This window comes from Turicimonas sp. TL08, from assembly GCF_054660695.1.
The window spans coordinates 89,909-109,196 of the sequence record NZ_BAAGDP010000004.1 but is presented as its reverse complement, the minus strand read 5'-3'; the positions used below and the strand labels follow the sequence as shown (position 1 = coordinate 109,196).

Genomic DNA, 19,288 nt, shown 5'->3' with positions numbered 1-19,288 from the left:
AAAGGATGGTTATGTCTACAGGATTGAATAAAACTCATCAAAGAAGAGATGTCATTTTGACTTCACTTTGTGACTATTTTGGAAAAAGTACTATAGACAACTTGCTTCTTTGCGGCTTTTTGAGAGTGATAGAAAACCTGCAAACTGATGAGCTTGATGGAATCACTATCGCTTCGAAGATTCATAAGAAAACAAAAAACATTGTTCCGGATGAACTTGCAACTTCCGATAACGAGGAGGGAATTATCGCAGAGCTTCCTCATCTTAAGGAAGGTTTTCCGGCTTGCCCAATTGTTGTAAGAATAGGCTTTCATATTCCTTTTGTTCATAGAGGAGCAGGTTCCCGGCATTTAACTGGGAATGTAATAGAGTTTCCTAAAAGAGACTTTTTTCCTAAAGAAGAAAACAAAACTGAAGGTTCTTTAAAAGGATTGGTAGAGGTTTTGAAGAATAGTTCTCAGTTGTATCAACTGAATCCTTTGAAATATGTTTTCTATTCTTCCAAGCATCAGTACGGGATAGTTTGTACTCTTAATGAGAAATCGAACCGTTTAGAGGTAGTTACCGTTCGACCGGTTCGCAAAAAAGAATTGCCCCAAAATCTATGGGGCAATCAGTGGATAAAAATATCAGGCGCGCTCATCTTTCCTGATCAAGCGGCTTCGGTCCCGCTCTCCTCTTGTTTACAGACTACTGAGAGAAAACATACCGAACCTCAGTCTACGAAGTCGCACGAGGATAATTATCTTGACGTTGATTATACACCTGCTTTAAGGAATGCTATTGAAAGGGCGAAGAGGAACCTGCGTTCTGAAGCTAACAATATTCAAGGGTTTTATTCGAAATCTAAAAAAATTGCAGTTCTTGTTGCGGAAAATCTTTCCGCTATTTCTGCTCCTAGTGTTTTGCTTCACGAGCTTGGTATTCATATGGCATATGACACCTTTTTCAAAAATAAACTTCAGCCAATTATTGAAGAAGCACCAAGCTTGCTTGAGCATTTAGTAGCGAAAAGTGATCCAATTGGGCTGTATGCTCAGTCGCAAATGACACTGGCCCAGATTACGAAAAAGTCAAAAGGTTATAAGGAAGAGGTTTGCGCTTACTTAGTAGAAAGTTGTGCTCTTCATGCAGTGACAGAGCCTTCATTAATTCGTTGGTTCAATGAGTTAAAAAGCAAAACTTCAGTTTGGTTATATGAACACGGCTTTAAAGAAGTTGACAAATTAAGTCCAAGAGATCTGGTGACAATTGCTAAGGCAAACGTTAAAGAAATCGCCCGTCAAAAGCCTGAACTGAAACTGTCTCCGGAAGGAATGAAAGTGTTGGCAGAACACGTCAAGGCCATGAACTTCAAGTACTCCAAGATAACGGATGCCGAACCGGAAATAAAAACTCTATACAGAAAATTCGTTGAGCTGGAACAGGCAGGAAAACCTCTTCCAAGGGCAGCCGTTGTCGAGAAAAGAACCGGAGGAATGCAAAGATGACGGAAAGAGAAGTAGGGATAAACGTGGCAGGTGCGCTCATCTCCCCCGCCCCTGATGCTTCGGCAACATCACCCTCTAATCTACTGTCAACTGAAGAAAAACAAGCCGAACTTCAGCACACCAAGTCGCTCGAGGACATTTATCTTGCCGTTGATTATACGCCTGCTTTGAGAAAAGCCTTTGAAACAGGAGCCAAAAGACAGGCATTTGAAAATAAGAAGAAAAGGAGGACAGCATGGGAAGAGCAATAGCCCACGATGCAGTTCTTAGAAATTTATTAAAAAAAGCTTTGCAGAAGTATTTAGACAGAAGCGATATTACAGAAGTTGCCGTTAACTCTCCGGGGATTGTGTGGGTTGAAGAGTCGGGAGGATGGGCCAAGATTGAAGATCCGGCAGTTACATACGACTATCTTCTTTCCTTGGGTAATGCTGCCTCCGTGTTCGGAGGAGAAAACAAGGTTTTCGACAGCGGTCATCCGGTTTTATCAGTTGAACTTCCTGACGGCGAAAGAGCCCAATTCGTAATGCCTCCGGCTTGTAAAAGCGGAACAGTGAGCCTTACGGTCAGAAAAATTTCCCGCTCGGTAATCGAGATAGAAGATTACAAAAAAAGCGGTTTTTTCAACAAAATCAGAAAATCCGACAGCGTTGATCCGAATGCTCAGAAACTGCACGATCTCTATGAAAATCTTTTTCATCCGGATGAAGCCATAAGAATTTCCAGCCGTTCTGACTTTCTGGTTGAATGTGTTAAGTGCGCAAAGACAATCATTATCGCCGGAGAGACCGGTTCCGGCAAAACCACTTTTATGAAGGCTTTAATGCAGCATATTCCGTCCTCACAGAGAATTATCACAATTGAGGACGTTCCTGAGCTGCTTTACGGACTCCCCAAACACGGCAATCAGGTCAACCTTTTCTATCCTTCCGAGGCAACTGAAGACTCCAGTGTGACAGCCGCCAGTCTCATGAGATCTTGTCTGAGAATGAAACCCGATAGGATTTTGCTAGCTGAACTTCGAGGCGGAGAAACATATGATTTTCTAAACATATGTCTTTCCGGTCACGCAGGCTCAATAACAAGCTGCCACGCCGGCAGTTGTGAGCAGGTTTTTGAATACTTGGCTCTTAAAGTGCTGCAGTCGAATACTGGAAGACAGTTACCTTATGAGGTCATTCAAAAACTTCTGCATCAGGTCATCGACGTTATTGTGCACGTTCACAGAGACCATCGTGACGGAAGGCATATCACTGAAATTTTCTATGCCGATCCTTTAAATAAAGGAGTGAGCCATGAGTGATGCATGGAAGAAAGTCCTCTTCGGTATTTTTGCCGGAATCTTTTTACTGGTTTTGTTCTATTGGGTGTCCAGTTTTATCTTTATGCAAATTTTCGGACTGCCGATATCACTGTCCCGGCCGTGGACGATTGTTCAGTATTGGATGCTCTATCGGGACAGTACATATAAATGGGTCCGTCTGGCTGTAAATTTCTTCTTTTTCTTTCCTTGGATAATTCTTGCCGGTGCTGCTGCTCTCATTGTCTTAACAAAAGACAAAAGAGCTTTGCACGGTGCAGCCCGATTTGCAACCATAGCTGAAGTTAAAAAAGCAGGATTAATTGATCCGGAAAAAGGCTTAGATAAAACCATTCTTGTCGGCAAATTTAAAGACCGCTACTTGACTTACGGGGGCTTTCAGTTTGTCCTTCTGGCTGCTCCTACCCGTTCAGGCAAAGGCGTCGGTGTAGTTGTTCCCAACTGCCTAAACTATTCTGATTCTTTAGTGGTGCTTGATATCAAGGGAGAAAATTTTGATATCACGTCAGGGTTCAGACATTCTTGCGGGCAGGAGGTTTATTTATTTTCACCCTATGACGAAGAAGGCAAGACTCACCGCTACAATCCGCTGGATTACGTAAGTGATGATCCTGCTGAAAGACTTGGAGATATTGATGCCATCGGGCAAGCTTTGTACGCCGGTGAGAACAATAACGATAAGTTCTGGTCGGAAAATGCCAAAGACTTCTTCCGAGGCGTGGCTTTATTTGTATTAGAAACTCCGGAACTTCCTAATACCTTAGGTGAAATTCTGCGTCAGGCTTCCGGCAAAGGCAAACCCGTTAAAGAGCATCTGCTTGAAAAACTTAAAGAAGCTCAAGAAAAAGGACACCCCTATTCCAACAACTGCGTCGATTCTTTAAACCGAGTACTAAGCAACTCTGAAAACACTTTAGCCGGTATTGTCGCTACGTTTAACACCGCACTTTTAAGTTTTCAGAATCCAAAGGTGGATTTGGCTACAAGCGCAAGTGATTTTGACTTAAGGGAAGTCCGCAGAAAAAGAATGAGCGTCTATTTCAAGATAGAACCGACGAAACTCAAAGATGCCAGAGTACTTATCAATCTCTTTTTTGATCAGCTGTTAAATTTAAATACACGCAAACTGCCTTCTCAGGATGAATCGCTGAAATATCAATGTTTAGTGCTCTTAGACGAGATGACTTCCATCGGCACAGTCAACATGATTAAACAAGCAGTCTCGTACATGGCCGGCTACAACATGAGACTGCTGACGATTATCCAAAATAAATCTCAGTTGGAAGATGTTTACGGAAAAGCCGGAGCCGTGACTTTACTGTCTAATCATGCGTTAATGATTATGTATGCTCCGAGCCCTGCAACACAGTCAGATGCGAATGAATATTCAGAAATGCTTGGCTATCAGACCGTAAAGTCAAAATCAAAATCTACAGGGAAATCCGGAGGATCTACCAGCGAATCTGATCAAAGAAGAGCTCTGATGCTTCCGCAGGAAATTCGAGAACTCGGAACCGATAATGAAATTGTTACATTAGAAAATACCAAACCGATTCTTTGTAAAAAGATCCGCTATTACAAAGATCCGGAGTTTACAAAAAGAGCCAATTGGCAAACGCCGGATATTCCGATTCAGGACGTTAACTTATTCGTCGCTCAGTTAGAGCAAAGAATCCGTGCTGCCGCTGATGAGGAATTGAAAGAAGAAAACGCTGCTGACTCTATTGTCACCGGTAACACTACTTTACCGGCGGACATGGCCTCCATTCCGGATTCACAATGGTCTCAGGAGCAGATTAACTGCTATCTGGATAACCTCGTAACCAATGAAATCGGTGTAAAAAGTTTCAGCAATCCGTTCGCAAACTTAAATGAAGTTGTAAAAAATTCCTCACAAGCTGCTCAAACAAATTATGCGGCAGCCTTTTCGGAGGCTGCCAACGCTGTCGGATCCGATGTGGAAGAAAATACCGGCTTAGAGTCGCTGATGCAAACCGAATCAGAGGAAAACGAGGAAACCGAAGACTCTCTTTTAGGTGCACTGAAAGAGTTTGATCTGGTTGATTCTGCCGAAACGAAAAAAGATATCGAGACCTCGGAGCTGCCTGAGTCCGTTGAGATTACTGCTGAAATTGAAGAAACTTCCTCCCCTGAGAGTCAAGACGAATCAGAGGCTCCGCTGCGAAAAGTTGAAGCAAGAGTTACTGCAAATATTGAAACCACAGATTGGACGGAGGATAAGTGCGCAAAATTTGTGGGAACCCTTATAGAAGAAATCAAAAAGCAGCTTGTCGAGGTTCCTGCCGGTTCACAGCCGTCAAATTATCAAGAAGACTCAGAGGAGTCTGCTGAGTCTGCATCCGAGAAGATTAGAAATTTTAATCAAGCTAAAAATTTATATCGAAGAGCTGCAAGACGTCCGCTGTCTGCATAAATACCTCTTAACTCAAGCGGAAAACAAAAGGAGAATCGTATGAACGATTACACACCGTTTAACAATGCCATCGTGGTTTACAAGGAAGCCACAGTCAGTCAGATTGTCCCAAAGTCCGGTCCACGAGCCGGACAGAAGACTTCTGTTGTTGAATTTAAAGCTTACAAGCCGGAATTTGAAAAAAAAGCCGACGGAACTTTTGAAAAGAAAGATTCGAAGTTCTTCACTGTCCAGTATTACGGCAGCGAAGTTTCGGCCAAGAGAATAGCTGCGGGAATCAAAGAAGGCATGACTCTTGAAGTTCGTGGTGAGCTCAGAGAGAAACAATTTACCGGAAAAGACGGCAAAACAATGACAGAAAATGTCATTGGAGCCAAGGGCATAGCTGTTTCACTGAATCAGCCGGGTCTTGAAATTCAATTCTCTAAACAAAAACATCAGCAAAAAGGTCAAGAGAGATAAAAGCTGAGTAATTGCTGTCCGGTTAGCCGGGGGATGCCGGATGAATCCTGAGGAAATGGTGAGACATATGGTAAATAAAACAGAACAATTAAAAATCGTTGTAAAGGTTTTTATTAAAAATTTATGCAAACCGGCAGCCGCCAAAGAATTTTCTTTTGATGCAAAGGAAGCCGAAGACTTAGGCTGTTTTGAAGAGACTGCAATTACTGCCCAAGAGAAAGATAAGTTCTTTGAAGATTTTTGCTTAAGAACTTATGCGCAAGTCCCCGAAGGAGCTAAAGACCATGGCAAATAAAACAAGCAGTACTCACAATAAATACAATGCTTATGTCAATGAGGTCGCAGAACTTTTTATAGATCAATTGAAAAAGGGATGCGCTCCTTGGCAAAAAGGTTGGGAGTCAAAATTTATTCTTCCGCAAAATGCAGTAACCGGAAAACTCTATCGAGCCTCTAACCTGATGCTTCTTTTTGCTATGCAGTGCTCTAACGGATTTGAAGATAACCGTTGGGTGACTTTCAATCAAGCACGCTCCTTAGGAGGCTCGGTCAGAAAAGGAGAAAGAGGTGTCCCTTGCATCTTTTGGGGAAGGTTTGAAGTTCGGGACGAAAATCCTGAAAAAGAAGGAGAAGAGATCGTTGTCAAAGAAAGAATGATCCCATGTCCGTTTACGGTTTTCAACGTTGGACAATGTGAGAACCTGAAAATAAAACCTTTGGAAGTACCTCAGCATGACTGGACGCCTGTTGAAGCAGCCGAAAAGCTTCTTAAAGCCTCGGGAGCAAAAATTGAAGAAAAAAATCAGTCTCGGGCTTTTTACAACTCTGCCAAAGATCTGATTGTTCTGCCTGAAAGAAAGCAGTTTTTTAATGCGGAGGCTTTTTACGACACTGCGCTTCATGAATTAGGACACTGGACCGGTCATAGTTCAAGACTGAACAGAACTTTCGGAAAATCCTTCGGGGACGAGGAATATGCTAAAGAAGAACTCAGAGCAGAAATTTCCTCTTTCATGGTCGGATCAACCCTCGGACTTTCTCATGATCCGTCAAACCACGCAGCCTATGTTGATTCATGGATTAAAGCGTTAAGAGACGATCCGAGAGAGATTCTTAGAGCTTGTGCTGATGCCGAAAAAATCAAAGATTACCTATTTAGCTTGGATAAGTCGCTGAAACTTGAAGAAGGCAGTTCCACTGAAATTTCTAAAGTTGCAGAGGAATATTCCGAGACAAGAAAAGCTGTAAAAATTTATAAGAGTTTTTCTGCAGAGGAAAAAGCTGTTGTCGTCCAGAGCCTTGCTCAAAGTTTGAATAAACCGAAACGCAATTCAAATCCCTATCAAATGAATCTGTTTGACCGTGAAGTGAGTGAGAAAAAAGAAAGATTGGCCTGTGGCTGCGAAAGATAGCAGGAGGAAGGAACGTGAGATTATTTATTGCGGAAAAACCATCGGTGGCAAAAGCCATTGTGAATGAGTTGGGAGTTGTAAAACGCAACAATGGTTATATTGAATGCTCCGGACAAAATTATGTCACTTGGTGCTTTGGTCATTTGCTTGAGCAGGCAGAACCGGACGCATACACTGCTGAAGATATACCGGTGAGCAAAAAAACGGGAAAGAAAATCTGGCGTATGGAGGATCTGCCGATATTTCCAGTCCAATGGAAACTTCTTCCCAAGCCTGACAAAGGCGTAAAAGCTCAATTAAAAGTTATTAAGACACTTATCCCTAAGGCACAAACAATAGTAAATTGCGGCGATCCCGACAGAGAAGGGCAGCTTCTAGTCGATGAAATTTTAGAGTTCTACGGAAATAAAAAAGCGGTTCTTCGTTTTTGGGTTTCGGCTCAAGATTCTGCATCTATCAGAAAGGGTCTTGAGAATCTGCAGCCAAACTCAAAATACAACGGGATGAAATTAGCTGCTTTAGGACGCCAGAGAGCCGACTGGCTTCTTGGAATGAATCTGACCCGTGCTCTTACTCTTGCTCATTCAAGCCGTGAGGAGCGCAGACTTATCGCCGTCGGAAGAGTTCAGACGCCTACTTTGCAATTAGTAGCGAGCCGAGATCTTGCTATAAAAAATTTTAAGAGCATCCCTTTTTATAACTTTAATGCGGACATTAAAGCCGCAGGGGGTAGCTTTAAGACAACTTGGAAGGCTGCTGAAAATCAAAAAGGATTAGATGAATCGGGCCGGCTGGTAAGCAAAGAGGCGGCAATTGCCTTAAAGCAAAAATTGCAGCAGGCAAAAAGCGGTGTTATTACAAAAGCTGAAGAGGTTCTCAAAAAACAAGTCCAGCCTAAAGCATATTCTTTAGCTGATATTCAGCTTGAGGCTTCCAACAAGTTTGGTTTTTCAGCGCAAGAGACTTTGGACACGTGTCAGAGTCTTTATGAAAATCACAAATGTGCGTCTTATCCAAGAAGCGACTGCCAATTTTTGCCGGAGAGCCAGTTTGATGATGCACCCTCGGTGATTGCGGCGGTCGGCAAAAGCATTCCGGAGCTATCGGCTTTAGCTAAAAAGGCAAATCCTTCGATTAAGTCCCCTACGTGGAACGATAAAAAAATTACAGCTCACCACGGACTGATTCCAACTTGTCAGAGCGTTTCATGGGAGGCCTTAAATGAGAAAGAAAAGAAAATTTATTTTCTGATTGCTAAACGTTATTTGTCCCAATTTTTCCCGGAGCATCAGTACTTGGCTAAGACTATTGAGTTAGATATCGCCGGTGAAAAATTTTGCGCTCATGGCAAAACTGTAAAAGTTGCCGGCTGGAAAGGGTTCAACGAAGAAGAGGAAAAAGAAGAACTTCAAGTTCTTCCTAAAGTCACTAAAGACGAGAGAGCGGCAGTAGCGGGCATTTCTGTTAAGCAAGATATGACCAAACCACCGGCATATTTTACTGAGGGTACGCTTATTGCTGCCATGGAAAAAATTCATACCATCGTTGAAAATCCCGAGCACAAAAAACTTCTTAAGGAGGGAGACGGCATTGGTACGCCTGCAACGAGAGCCGCAATTATTACTGAGCTGAAAAAGAAGGGATATCTAGCCTCTAAAGGGAAAAAAATAAACGCAACAGAAGTCGGAGTTGCATTGCTCAAAGTCGTTCCTGAACTTGTTAAAAATCCGGTTCTGACTGCCATGTTTGAAAGAAAACTCAAAGATGTTGAGGCCGGAGCAGGCAGTTTGCAGGATTTTCTCAGCACCCAGCAAAAGTTTATTTTGCAGGAAATTACAAAAGCTAAAAAACTAGCCGGGATATAACCGTCATGCAACTGTCAGACAACCCTTTTTTAGAAGATTTGTTTCCGACGCCACGAGCTCCAAAAGGCAGTTTCAAAAGAGAGTTCGAGACGGTTAAGTCGACCGCTGCTTTTCGCTTTTCGGCCCTCGGGTCGAAAACGAAGGCGGCCGGAGTAGTAAACGGAAGACCCGAAGTTGTTATCAGATTGGGAAGACCCAATGTTCGCTCTTATTCTCATCTGATTAAAACTGCTGATTACATTGCCCGGCATGGAGATGTTGAAGTTGAAGATCAGAGCGGGCAGATTTTTACCGATAAAGCCGAATACCGAAAAATTCTTTATCAATGGAAACTTGCTTCAGATATGGGAGAAGGTGAAGCAAAATACGGCCATGCAAGAAGAATTATTCTGTCTATGCCCGAGGGAGTTGATGAGGAAAAATTTCAGAAATCCTGCCGGCAGTGGGCCAAAGATATGCTTTCCGGTTACGACTATTTAATCGCTTTTCATTTAAAAAGCAATGACAAAAAAACTCATCAGCCTCATTGTCATATTCTCCTGCGGACCATTAGTAAAGACGGGAAAAGGTTTCATTTAGACAATCAAGAGACGGCTGCCCTTCGTGAGCATTTTGCTTCATGCTTGTTAAAAAACGGCATCGAAGCTAATGCTACACGTCGATGGTCCCGGGGAAAAACGATAAAGTCTGTCAGTCAGGCTGATTATCACGTTGCCCGCAACCGTGTAATGACTAATGAAGAGCGGGCACGGATTTATGCCATGAGCAAACAGCGCAATCTTTTGAACCATCAGAAAGAGAGAATGCAGCGGATAGCTGACGCTTTCGAGATTGGTGCGGAGATTGAAGATCCGGATGGAATTGTTCAAGCTAAAAAAACGAGAAAGAAAGTCATCGGACTGGCAAACGGTGCGGCTCAGCAGCTTCTGCGTTCTCAAAATCAGGCCGACAGAGAGTTGGGTAAGAAACTTAAAATTCATTACGACAATCTTTCTCCGGTCGAAAGTGCACAGCAGAAAATGCTCAGAAAGATGAACGAAGAAAGAGCACAGCAGATTCGCCGGCTGCAAGCAATGAAGAGAAGAAAGAAATTTGAACGAGGAGCTCAGCGATAATTTTGTAAACAATAACGCATTCGACAGTTTCGGCAAAAATCAGGTTAATATTGCCGAGCCTTAAAAATAATGAGAATGCTTCTGAAATATGAGGCAGAGGCCCTGCAGTAACGAAACTCTAAGTTGCTTGCAGGAAGAAAAACACGAGGCTCAAAGCGTACGGGAATACGCAGAGAGCCTCAGTTAATAAGGAGTTGGTCGTGAGACTTGAAACTATACGACTATTACTGCTCCTTATCGTGTTGAAGGAATTATCCTTCAACGCAGAGGTACTTGTCAACTTTGACATGCATATCTCTGTCTCGATAGTGGCAGCAGCAACGCTCTTAACAATAGTTAAGAAGTAGCGTTGGCAGAGCCGGTACAGATTGTTTTGTATCGGCTTTTTTTGTTTTCCGATGCCGATTATCTCCTCTTATTTATTGACAGCTTCTTTGAATTTTTTGCTCGGATGGAACTTTACAACTTTAGCTGCAGGAATGGTTATTGGTTCTCCATTTAAAGATATAAATGTTTCCTCAGCTTATTAGGTTATTCGTCCTAGGAACTCTTATCTCGAGCTTTTATAAGGGCCTATCTTAACCGACTTAGCTCTTTTTGAATAACTATCGAGAACACTTAGAAAAAAGGTGAAGATCGGCGTGTTTCGGAGGTTTTCACTTAAGCAAAAGCAATACAATTGATAATTAACCGGAAAAGAAAAATTAAAACACTTAATCCACTTTATACTAGAGGCATGAGAAGATGTGCATAAATCTCATCCTTATAAGGCGGCTCGGAATTGGTACTTCCGGGCCGTTTCGCTTGGTTTTTACACAGACTGAGAAGAAAACCAGCAACTTCTCAATTCCTTGCTCTGTTATGCACTCAGAGTAGGTGCGGTAATTCTAGCAATACACAACTAGACGATTTTGTCTTTTCCAATAACAACAAGGATCCAAAAAACAAGCTCTATACTTCCAATAAGCATCACTAATATCCTTTGTAAAAAGATAAAAAATGAAAGACGGGAAAGAGCTCCATGAGAAAATCATGATTAGTTATTTGTTGTTACTGAACAAACAAACCGATCAATTTATTTTAAAAGGAGGAACTGCCTTATCACGCTGCTATGGATTAGACAGATTTTCTGAAGATATTGATTTGGATGGTCACAAACAAGATATTAAAGAACTGACGAGAAGATTTTGTGACCGATTTGGCTTCACAATGAGAGTTGCCAAGGACACTTCAACAGTAAAACGGTGCCTAATTGATTACGGCGGATTAGAAAAGCCTTTGAAAATTGAAGTCTCTTACCGAAACCAACAAATATCTGAACAAGACTGGCAGATTGTTGGAGGAATTAAAGTTTATTCAATTGATGCCTTAGCCAGAATGAAGGCCAATGCCTACAACGGTCGTGACAAAATTAGAGACCTTTATGATTTGAGCTTTATTTGCAATAATTACTTTGATAAGCTTTCTCACGGAACCAAAAATACAATACGTGATGTACTCTCTTACAAAGGTATAGAGCAATTTGACTACCTCGTTGCAACTCAAAAGGATCCACTCATCGACAAAAATAAACTTGCCGATAGTTTCTTGACAATGCATGACAAGCTGGGCCTTCTACTCGATAATGCCCAAGAGAAGAATAAGCTGGAACAAAACCGCTGAGGTCTTTATGAAATATATAAGCGGCATACATGCTTTAAATTTACGCTGCAGCCTGCAAACTTGCGGTGACTGGCACCAATCCGGTATTCAATGGAAGATGCCCACAGTCCGAGAATCTTCAAATTCTTTGTTTGGTGATTATGGAATCGAGAAGAACTCCTTTGTTCCGGAACATGAAGGAACTTTCAATACTGCTAATCATATTCGGGCCTGTCTAGATTTATTGGCGGAAGGAAATTTCGGTTATGCTCAAGGAATGCGTAACGAGCTTATTTGCAATGACAGCTATACACCGGAGATTTTCAAAAAAGTTTACGTGCTAAGGAGCCTGAAGCATTGGGATAAGATCAGCCAATTCATGGGCAAAGAGTATGGAATTCAATGGTTGAATTTTCTTTCGAGCGAAAAGCCATGAGAAAAGAACTAGAGCCGGTTTTTACAGAACAACAGATAAAGATAGCGAAGGAACTATCCCAAAAGTATATCTGGTGGGAGAAGCCGGAAGTATTTTTAGAGTGTGATCCGCTCTTTATTTTGGCTCAAGTCATGAATTTAGGTACGTTGAGTGACCTGAGGTTGATGTTGGAAAATTTCGATAAAACCCTTCTTATAAGTGTTCTTAAAAACGCAAAAAAAGGATGGTTTGATGACAAGAGATGGAACTTTTGGCATTTATATTTGGGTCTATGTGAGCCCGGAGAAGTTCCCCCTTTGCCGAAGAGGAAGATAGTTCTTCCTAATGGAGAGGTTTGGGAGATATGACGATTCAAACAGAATTAGGACAGGATTAGACAAAATGTTTAGGGATACTGTTGCGGAATTTGTAGAAGAAGAAAGAAGATCAATCAAGCCTCCAACTGTAGAAATCAGTACCGAGGATTTTTTGAAGATAGTGGAAACTTTGAGTGATCCTTTTAACGGATTAAAAAAATCAACGAAAAGTTTGTGTGCTAATCTAATTTGTGATTATTGCCAGAAGCGTATGATTGATAAAATTCCGATGTCAGAAGAGGAAAGAGAATATCTTGCCGCTCTAAGGAAAGTGTAAACTCCAGCCTCTTCAAACGTTCTTTGTACTACTCTTCTTCGAGTAGGGAAGTGCAGTATCGGCCCCAATCTTCCATGATCGTTCTTCTTTCTTTTTCTAGTTTCGATCTATCGTATGCGCCTTTGTATGGATCGTTTCTGGAATGAAGGAGGCAAAGTTCAACTGCCTCCTGATCGTATTTTCGGTTATTACCTAATTCATCGCTCTTGGCCCAAGTCCTGAAAGTTGAACGGGCTGTACCATGCTGCGTTGCGATACTTTCTATTCCTGTTCTAGCGGTCTTTTCCTCATCAATCCAACCTATGCCGTCTATGATTTTTTTTCTTGCATGAGCCTTACGGATGACTTGGGTCATGGCCATGTCCGAGAATGGTTTGCCGTATGAATTAGAAAAAACATAAGGACACTCGAAAAATCTAGTTGCTCTTTTTAGAAGATTTACTGCAGCTTCGTTTAAGAAAATTTGGTTACGAGTCTTACCGGTTTTAATCTTGTCGTCTTCTAAGGGAATTGTCCAAGTCTTATTTTCGAGATCAATATCTGACCATTTCATATTTCTTACTGCCTTAGAGCGAGCAGCAAGAAAAATTGATAAAAGCAACATCTCAGAGGAAGGACTAATTAGCGAAGAAATTTCTTTTACAAAGGCAGGAATTTCTTTAAAGTCGATGCTTGCGTGAGTTTCTTCTATTTTTCTATTTTTATTATATGGTTCAAGTAAGACTCCAAGTGAGCCTGAAAGATCGGCAGGATTAAAAGGAACTGTTCTATATTCAAGTGCAATGGTCCAACGAAAAACTGCCCGAACATCGCAAAGGATTTTAGAAGATGTAGAAGGACTGCGGCTCCAGACGGGAACCATGAGATCTCTTATATTTTCAGGTTTTATCTCGTTAATGTCCATGTTCCCGATAAAAGGAAAGATGTGATTGGTCAGTCGACTAATCATGTCTCTTTCACCCTTAACATTGTTTTTCCAATAGCGATTTACAGCTCGTTCATGCACAAATTTCAGAGCTAAAAATTTAAATATGGAATTTTCTTTTTTCTTCTTTTCTATCTGTTGGTTCGTGAATGCAAATTTTTCTTTTCTTTCTGCAGCCGGATCTGTTCCGTCTCTAACCTTTTGCTGGAGACCAAATGCTTTTTCTCTGGCCTGAGAAAGGGTAAGTGTGTTGCAAGGGCCAATGACCATGACTTTTCTTTTACCAGCGCAGGTGTAGCGGAAATAATAATTTTTCTTTTCTCCAACAACCCGCAAGTAGAGACCTTTGGCACCTGTGATCGCATACCATCCATCTTCTTTAGTATTTTTGATTTGTAAAGCCGTGGATAAAGCCATTTTGTTAATCCTTAAAAATGGTGACTAGGGTTTTCCTAAAGATGATTTATGTCACCATTTTGTCGCCATTTGGTGACTTTATGCAAGCGAACTTAATTTATAAACTTTGAAAACACAAACTAGTCAGAACATTAAAAATCAATGAGTTTCAGAGGGATTGTAAGGATTTTTGGAACTTATTTGATGAATCTGAATAAAAGAATGGCGGAAGGGGTGGGATTCGAACCCACGGATGGGGGCTACCCATCGCTAGTTTTCAAGACTAGTGCATTCAACCGCTCTGCCACCCTTCCGAAAGGAGACTGAATTATACATAAAAATCGGTCTCCTGCAAGTTTTAAATTTCTGTGAGAGTTAACACGGCTAAAAATTTTTGATTATTCTTCAGCGTAGGAGAGTACGGTTGGACTTTCAACATCGACACCATATTCTTTAGCACGAGCAAGAATGGCACGGGCAAGCTTTGGCTTTAAGTCGTCCGGGCAGTATCTGAAATACGCCTCAGCGGCTCTAACATGGGCTGCATCCGGCATTGGATATTCTCTTCTTTCAGGTAAGCCAAAAACTGAATCCGGTAATTCTTTTCTCTCTATAGTATTTAACTTGTCGTCCATAACAACCTCCATAATAGGTGCGTTCAATATAGCCATTTTGTCCGCATGCAAGAGGTATAGAGACACAAAGTGAGGAAATAACTTTGAATTAATTAAAAAATGGCAGAAAAAAACTGCCTCTGAAGTTTTTCCAAGAGGCAGTTGAAAGGCGTAAGGAAACTTGATTAATTCAGCTTTTTAGCTTCTTCAAGCTTCTCATGTACATAATCAAAAGTATCACTAACGGATTTTGAAGGTTTGTTGGGATCCAAAAGGCTTACAACGATAATGGTAAGGGCCGAGAAAACGAATCCCGGAACGATTTCGTAAAGATCCCACCAACCACCTTGGTGCCAAACCAAGACTGTAAGAGCACCAACAATGATTCCGCACAGAACGCCGTTCTTAGTGCATTTCTTCCACAAGAGAGAAAGAATAATTGCGGGACCAAAAGCAGCTCCAAATCCGCCCCATGCGTAGCTAACCAATGAAAGTACGAGATTGTTCGGATCCAATGCAATCAAAATGGCTACAAGGCTGACGCCGATAACGGTGGCTCTGCCGACCCAAACCAATTCTTTCTGAGAAGCATTATTCCGGATGAAAGCTCTATAAAAATCTTCGGTTAAAACAGAGGAGCAAACCAAAAGTTGGCAGGAGAGGGTGCTCATCACAGCTGCAAGAATAGCCGAGAGAAGAATGCCTCCAATCCATGGGCTGAATAATGTAGTAGAGAGAACCATGAAAACTCTTTCATGATTGGCTATAACCGGGGCAGCTACATCGGTATGAGCAGCAAAATAAGCAGCTCCGAAGAATCCGGCTGCAACTGCACCCCCTAGGCAGAAGATAAGCCAAATCATGCTGATGCGGCATGCTTGAGGCATAACTTTGGCATCTTTTGCTGCCATAAAGCGAACCAAAATATGGGGCTGACCAAAATATCCTAAACCCCAAGCCAGCAGGGATATTACACCAATGAATGTTTGGCCTTGAAGCATGTTCAAATGATTGGCGCTGACCTGAGAAACTTGATTAATGGTGGCAGTCCAACCTCCAAGATCCCACATCACTGCTAACGGTGTAATGATGAGAGCTAAACACATCATTGATGCCTGAATAGTGTCTGTCCAGCTTACAGCGAGGAAACCGCCTAAGAAGACATAGGCTAAAGTTGCGATCGTGCCGAGAATAAGAGCTGTTGAGTACGGCAGATCAAACACCATTTCGAAAAGTCTGGCACTCGCTACCATACCGGAGGCAGAGTAGATGGCAAAGAAGAGCAGAATGACAAAAGCTGAGATAATTCGGAGCAATTTGCTCTTGTCTTCAAAGCGATGAGTGAAATAATCCGGAAGAGTCAGAGCATTATGGGCAACTTCGGTATAAACGCGAAGAGGTGATGCGACAATTTTCCAGTTAAGATATGTTCCGATGGCCAAACCGATGGCAATCCAAGATTCACAGATGCCGGAAAGAAATACCGCACCCGGCAAGCCCATCAAAAGCCATCCGCTCATATCTGAGGCGCCGACCGAGAGGCCTGTGACAATGCTTCCCAATCTTCTTCCGCCTAAGATGTAGTCGTTGAAATTTTTAGTGTAGCGCCACGCAAAAAGGCCTACTGCTACCATGACAATAAGGTAGCCAATAAAAGTTATTGAGGTTGGATGAAACATTTTATTTACGTTTAAAAATTATCGAAGAAATATTAACAATCGAAAGAGCCTCAAATCGAAAAGCGGACAATAAGTTTAGAATTTAGTCAAGAAAGAAATAGAGTTTTCCCGAAAAATGCAGCCTCAAACAGACACATCAGTCCAAATTCCTCTCATTATTGACCTCGAGGAAGCCGCCGCAACCATGAATGAAGTTTTCATGTCTATGAAGCATTCTGTTTTATTAAAGCCAAATCCGGCTTGGAAAGACAGATTTGTCCGATTAGACAGATTGGAAAATATGATTTTAGAAAACAAGGAAAGGATTGAAGCTGCGATTTATACGGATTTTGGATGCAGGGCTGCTTTCGTCACGGATATGTTGGATATTTTCCCGACTCTTTCTCAGATCCGATATTTGAAGAAGAATGCCGAAAAATGGATGAAGCCTCGTTCCTTTGTTCCCGATCCATATTTGCTTCCGGGAAGTGAGGAAGTAATCTTTCAGCCGAAGGGGGTGGTCGGAATCATTGCACCGTGGAACTATCCTCTCTTTCTCTCAATTGGTTCAGTTGCGCAGGCATTTGCTGCCGGTAATTTGTGCATGTTGAAGTTGTCTGAGACGACTCCGGTGTTTTCTTCCTTAATAGAAGAGCTTGTACAAAAATACTTCATGCCCAACGAGCTATATGTAGTCTTGGGAGAAAGCGATATTTCTTCCCGTTTTGCAGAACTTCCTTTTGATCATTTGCTGTTTATCGGCTCAACTCAAGTTGGCAGAAAGGTTGCACAAGCTGCGGCAAAAAATTTGACTCCGGTAACTTTGGAGTTAGGAGGAAAGTCCCCGGCGGTTATTGCTCCGAATTATCCTTTAGATGCGGCTGTAGAGAGGATTATGGTCGGTAAGCTCTTAAATTCCGGCCAGACTTGCATAGCTCCCGATTATGTTCTGATAGAGCGCAGACGTGTTAGAAATTTTGTGGATATTTGCAGAAAAGAAGCAAGAAAACTCTATCCGGCAGGATTAGCAGATCCCTCCTATACTTCGATTGTCTCTCAAAGCCGGTTTGAATCTTTACTCAATCAGCTGCAGGAAGCGTCTCAGACTTCTAAAGTGGAATCTCTATTTTTAGGAGATCAGTTCGATTTGAAGACGAGAAAGCTTGGACCACAGATAGTTCTCAATCCGCCGCCTGATATCGAAGTAATGAGCGAAGAGATTTTCGGGCCTATTTTGCCGGTCATTGCCTATCCCGATGATGACATAGGGGAGGCGGTCGACTTTATCAATTCCAGACCTCATCCTTTAGCGATGTATTGGTTTGATAACAATAAGAAGAGAGTGAAAAACATCGTCTCCACGGTGCCATGCGGAGGCATAACGGTAAACGATACGATTTTGCACGCGGTCAGTCACAATCTCCCGTTCGGCGGAGTGGGACAGTCCGGAATGGGCCGCTACATGGGAAAGGCAGGGTTTGAAAGCTTTTCCAATCTTAAGTCTGTGTTCTATCAGAGCAAGCTGAATTTTGTGGATACGTTTAATCCGCCTTATTCTGAAAAGGCTCACTCTATTGTGAAATCAATGATCCAGGGGAAGTCCATGCTTTCTATCTTGTTGAAGAAAGATAAGGAGCAGGACGAGTAAATGATAAGTCCGGCGCCAAGCCGGACTTGATGAAAAACTTTTTAACTCAGAAGACTTATGTTTTCGAACTAACCGCCGATATAAGACATTTCAATCTTATTCTTCTTACGTTCTTTGACGGTTTCAGAAGTTCGAATTTCCGAGTAATGGTCTTCTCTTGCCGACCAAATACGTCCGATAGCTTCCTCAATCTCTTCATCGGTTGCGCCTCCGCGAAGCATCTGGCGAATATCGAACCCTGTAGTGGCAAAAAGACAGTTATAGATTTTTCCGTCAACGGAAAGTCTCATGCGTGAGCACTCTTTGCAGAAAGGCTCACTGACTGAAGAAATGAAGCCTATTTCTCCGCCGTCATCTTTGAATCTCCAGCGGGTAGCGACTTCTCCGGTGTAGTTAGGATCTAAAGGTTCAACAGGGTAGACTTTGTTGATTTGATCAACGATAGCTTTGGAAGGAATAACATCATCCATTCTCCAGCCGTTAGTTGCACCAACGTCCATAAATTCAATGAAACGGACAATGACTTTAGTTCCTTTGAAATACTTAACGATATCTAGAAGCTTGTCGTCATTGACGCCTTTTTTAACGACAACATTAATCTTGATACTCGGGATCCCAGCCTCTTCAGCAGCCTTAATGCCTTCAAGGACTTTTTCGAGAGGAAAGCCCACATCGTTCAATTTCATGAAGACCTCGGGGTCCATGCTGTCGAGAGAAACGGTAATCCTTTTTAAGCCGGCTTCTGCTAATGCTTTTGCTTTTTTTGCTAAGGCCGAGCCATTGGTTGTAATGGCAACATCTAAATTTTTACCGTTCCAAGTCTTCAGAGAAGAAAGCTTAGCGACTAAGTTTTCTATGCCTTTTCTTAGCAAAGGCTCTCCGCCGGTCAGACGAATTTTCTCAACGCCGTTTTTAATAAAAATTTTGGCAACTCTCTCTAGCTCTTCAAAAGTCAGAAGTTCGGTATGAGCCAAAAAGGAATGATCTTTTTCGAATTTTTCTTTAGGCATGCAATATCGACAACGAAAGTTGCATCTGTCCGTGACCGAGATTCGTAAGTCACGTAACGGTCTGCCTCGTCTGTCAACCCAGTGAGAGTCTTTTCTGCTGATGGTTCCGCTTAACGGAATAGTTTTAGACTCAGGCTTAATCGGTATTATTTTGCTTTTTTTCATTAAAAATGATTGCCTAATTGAAGAGACAATTATATTTATAGCCAAGACTTTTGAAAATACTCC

General features: G+C 42.1%; 19 protein-coding genes and 1 tRNA gene. 14 read left to right on the top strand and 6 right to left on the bottom strand.

What is annotated here, in order from left to right; translation table 11 throughout:
- Positions 1 to 11 precede the first annotated feature (11 nt).
- From ACYQ4O_RS03385 to ACYQ4O_RS03345, 9 genes are all read left to right on the top strand, one after another.
- Positions 12 to 1,490, top strand: coding sequence for a hypothetical protein (locus ACYQ4O_RS03385; RefSeq protein ID WP_460174757.1), 1,479 nt, complete (start codon positions 12 to 14; stop codon positions 1,488 to 1,490).
- Positions 1,487 to 1,741, top strand: coding sequence for a hypothetical protein (locus ACYQ4O_RS03380; RefSeq protein ID WP_460174756.1), 255 nt, complete (start codon positions 1,487 to 1,489; stop codon positions 1,739 to 1,741). The genes ACYQ4O_RS03385 and ACYQ4O_RS03380 overlap by 4 nt, the downstream gene beginning before the upstream one ends.
- On the top strand, positions 1,726 to 2,793 hold the full coding sequence (gene virB11, locus ACYQ4O_RS03375; RefSeq protein WP_460174755.1) for a P-type DNA transfer ATPase VirB11: 1,068 nt from the start codon (positions 1,726 to 1,728) through the stop codon (positions 2,791 to 2,793). Before ACYQ4O_RS03380 ends, virB11 begins: the two co-directional genes overlap by 16 nt.
- A complete protein-coding gene (locus tag ACYQ4O_RS03370; protein ID WP_460174754.1) occupies positions 2,786 to 5,245 on the top strand; it encodes a type IV secretory system conjugative DNA transfer family protein in 2,460 nt (819 codons plus the stop codon). The genes virB11 and ACYQ4O_RS03370 overlap by 8 nt, the downstream gene beginning before the upstream one ends.
- Positions 5,246 to 5,284: 39 nt before the next feature.
- On the top strand, positions 5,285 to 5,707 hold the full coding sequence (locus ACYQ4O_RS03365; RefSeq protein ID WP_308513397.1) for a hypothetical protein: 423 nt from the start codon (positions 5,285 to 5,287) through the stop codon (positions 5,705 to 5,707).
- A gap of 67 nt (positions 5,708 to 5,774) precedes the next feature.
- Positions 5,775 to 6,002, top strand: a complete 228-nt coding sequence (locus ACYQ4O_RS03360) for a hypothetical protein (protein ID WP_308513398.1) — start codon at positions 5,775 to 5,777, stop codon at positions 6,000 to 6,002.
- A complete protein-coding gene (locus ACYQ4O_RS03355; RefSeq protein ID WP_460174753.1) occupies positions 5,992 to 7,119 on the top strand; it encodes an ArdC family protein in 1,128 nt (375 codons plus the stop codon). The genes ACYQ4O_RS03360 and ACYQ4O_RS03355 overlap by 11 nt, the downstream gene beginning before the upstream one ends.
- A 14-nt stretch (positions 7,120 to 7,133) precedes the next feature.
- Complete coding sequence (locus tag ACYQ4O_RS03350) at positions 7,134 to 8,984, top strand: DNA topoisomerase 3 (protein ID WP_460174752.1); 1,851 nt, start codon at positions 7,134 to 7,136, stop codon at positions 8,982 to 8,984.
- A gap of 5 nt (positions 8,985 to 8,989) precedes the next feature.
- Positions 8,990 to 10,099, top strand: coding sequence for a relaxase/mobilization nuclease domain-containing protein (locus ACYQ4O_RS03345; protein ID WP_460174751.1), 1,110 nt, complete (start codon positions 8,990 to 8,992; stop codon positions 10,097 to 10,099).
- Positions 10,100 to 10,514: 415 nt separating this feature from the next.
- Here the strand turns inward: ACYQ4O_RS03345 and ACYQ4O_RS03340 are convergent, their stop codons facing one another.
- Positions 10,515 to 10,586 (bottom strand): HU family DNA-binding protein, encoded by a 72-nt coding sequence (locus tag ACYQ4O_RS03340; RefSeq protein ID WP_460174786.1) that lies wholly within the window; start codon positions 10,584 to 10,586, stop codon positions 10,515 to 10,517.
- Between the two features lie 512 nt (positions 10,587 to 11,098).
- On the opposite strand from ACYQ4O_RS03340, the gene ACYQ4O_RS03335 reads away from it, so the two are divergent.
- From ACYQ4O_RS03335 to ACYQ4O_RS03320, 4 genes are read left to right on the top strand one after another with little or no spacing between them, the layout of a single operon-like run.
- On the top strand, positions 11,099 to 11,761 hold the full coding sequence (locus tag ACYQ4O_RS03335) for a nucleotidyl transferase AbiEii/AbiGii toxin family protein (RefSeq protein ID WP_460174750.1): 663 nt from the start codon (positions 11,099 to 11,101) through the stop codon (positions 11,759 to 11,761).
- Positions 11,762 to 11,768: 7 nt separating this feature from the next.
- Complete coding sequence (locus tag ACYQ4O_RS03330; protein ID WP_460174749.1) at positions 11,769 to 12,176, top strand: hypothetical protein; 408 nt, start codon at positions 11,769 to 11,771, stop codon at positions 12,174 to 12,176.
- Positions 12,173 to 12,523 (top strand): hypothetical protein, encoded by a 351-nt coding sequence (locus tag ACYQ4O_RS03325; RefSeq protein WP_460174748.1) that lies wholly within the window; start codon positions 12,173 to 12,175, stop codon positions 12,521 to 12,523. Before ACYQ4O_RS03330 ends, ACYQ4O_RS03325 begins: the two co-directional genes overlap by 4 nt.
- Positions 12,524 to 12,557: 34 nt before the next feature.
- A complete protein-coding gene (locus tag ACYQ4O_RS03320) occupies positions 12,558 to 12,809 on the top strand; it encodes a hypothetical protein (RefSeq protein WP_308513405.1) in 252 nt (83 codons plus the stop codon).
- 28 nt (positions 12,810 to 12,837) lie between these two features.
- Here ACYQ4O_RS03320 and ACYQ4O_RS03315 read toward each other — a convergent pair whose 3' ends face one another.
- From ACYQ4O_RS03315 to putP, 4 genes are all read right to left on the bottom strand, one after another.
- Entirely contained in the window at positions 12,838 to 14,151 is a 1,314-nt protein-coding gene (locus ACYQ4O_RS03315; RefSeq protein WP_308513406.1) for a tyrosine-type recombinase/integrase, read from the bottom strand.
- 202 nt (positions 14,152 to 14,353) lie between these two features.
- Positions 14,354 to 14,444: transfer RNA gene (locus ACYQ4O_RS03310), tRNA-Ser, on the bottom strand.
- A gap of 84 nt (positions 14,445 to 14,528) precedes the next feature.
- Entirely contained in the window at positions 14,529 to 14,765 is a 237-nt protein-coding gene (locus tag ACYQ4O_RS03305) for a hypothetical protein (protein ID WP_089275764.1), read from the bottom strand.
- Positions 14,766 to 14,929: 164 nt separating this feature from the next.
- Complete coding sequence (putP, locus tag ACYQ4O_RS03300) at positions 14,930 to 16,423, bottom strand: sodium/proline symporter PutP (RefSeq protein WP_460174747.1); 1,494 nt, start codon at positions 16,421 to 16,423, stop codon at positions 14,930 to 14,932.
- A gap of 115 nt (positions 16,424 to 16,538) precedes the next feature.
- On the opposite strand from putP, the gene ACYQ4O_RS03295 reads away from it, so the two are divergent.
- A complete protein-coding gene (locus ACYQ4O_RS03295; protein ID WP_460174746.1) occupies positions 16,539 to 18,050 on the top strand; it encodes an aldehyde dehydrogenase family protein in 1,512 nt (503 codons plus the stop codon).
- Positions 18,051 to 18,118: 68 nt separating this feature from the next.
- On the opposite strand, the gene moaA is transcribed toward ACYQ4O_RS03295, so the two are convergent.
- A complete protein-coding gene (gene moaA, locus ACYQ4O_RS03290; RefSeq protein ID WP_460174745.1) occupies positions 18,119 to 19,225 on the bottom strand; it encodes a GTP 3',8-cyclase MoaA in 1,107 nt (368 codons plus the stop codon).
- Positions 19,226 to 19,288 lie beyond the last annotated feature (63 nt).

Excerpts from the sequence above, each read along its gene's own strand:
- ACYQ4O_RS03325 (WP_460174748.1), top strand. The coding sequence starts at position 12,173 with ATGAGAAAAGAACTAGAGCCGGTTTTTACAGAACAACAGATAAAGATA.
- ACYQ4O_RS03385 (WP_460174757.1), top strand. The coding sequence starts at position 12 with ATGTCTACAGGATTGAATAAAACTCATCAAAGAAGAGATGTCATTTTG.
- ACYQ4O_RS03360 (WP_308513398.1), top strand. The coding sequence starts at position 5,775 with ATGGTAAATAAAACAGAACAATTAAAAATCGTTGTAAAGGTTTTTATT.
- ACYQ4O_RS03315 (WP_308513406.1), bottom strand. The coding sequence starts at position 14,151 with ATGGCTTTATCCACGGCTTTACAAATCAAAAATACTAAAGAAGATGGA.
- virB11 (WP_460174755.1), top strand. The coding sequence starts at position 1,726 with ATGGGAAGAGCAATAGCCCACGATGCAGTTCTTAGAAATTTATTAAAA.
- ACYQ4O_RS03335 (WP_460174750.1), top strand. The coding sequence starts at position 11,099 with ATGAAAGACGGGAAAGAGCTCCATGAGAAAATCATGATTAGTTATTTG.
- ACYQ4O_RS03295 (WP_460174746.1), top strand. The coding sequence starts at position 16,539 with ATGCAGCCTCAAACAGACACATCAGTCCAAATTCCTCTCATTATTGAC.
- ACYQ4O_RS03345 (WP_460174751.1), top strand. The coding sequence starts at position 8,990 with ATGCAACTGTCAGACAACCCTTTTTTAGAAGATTTGTTTCCGACGCCA.
- ACYQ4O_RS03370 (WP_460174754.1), top strand. The coding sequence starts at position 2,786 with ATGAGTGATGCATGGAAGAAAGTCCTCTTCGGTATTTTTGCCGGAATC.
- ACYQ4O_RS03355 (WP_460174753.1), top strand. The coding sequence starts at position 5,992 with ATGGCAAATAAAACAAGCAGTACTCACAATAAATACAATGCTTATGTC.
- ACYQ4O_RS03365 (WP_308513397.1), top strand. The coding sequence starts at position 5,285 with ATGAACGATTACACACCGTTTAACAATGCCATCGTGGTTTACAAGGAA.
- ACYQ4O_RS03330 (WP_460174749.1), top strand. The coding sequence starts at position 11,769 with ATGAAATATATAAGCGGCATACATGCTTTAAATTTACGCTGCAGCCTG.
- ACYQ4O_RS03305 (WP_089275764.1), bottom strand. The coding sequence starts at position 14,765 with ATGGACGACAAGTTAAATACTATAGAGAGAAAAGAATTACCGGATTCA.
- putP (WP_460174747.1), bottom strand. The coding sequence starts at position 16,423 with ATGTTTCATCCAACCTCAATAACTTTTATTGGCTACCTTATTGTCATG.
- ACYQ4O_RS03380 (WP_460174756.1), top strand. The coding sequence starts at position 1,487 with ATGACGGAAAGAGAAGTAGGGATAAACGTGGCAGGTGCGCTCATCTCC.
- moaA (WP_460174745.1), bottom strand. The coding sequence starts at position 19,225 with ATGAAAAAAAGCAAAATAATACCGATTAAGCCTGAGTCTAAAACTATT.
- ACYQ4O_RS03320 (WP_308513405.1), top strand. The coding sequence starts at position 12,558 with ATGTTTAGGGATACTGTTGCGGAATTTGTAGAAGAAGAAAGAAGATCA.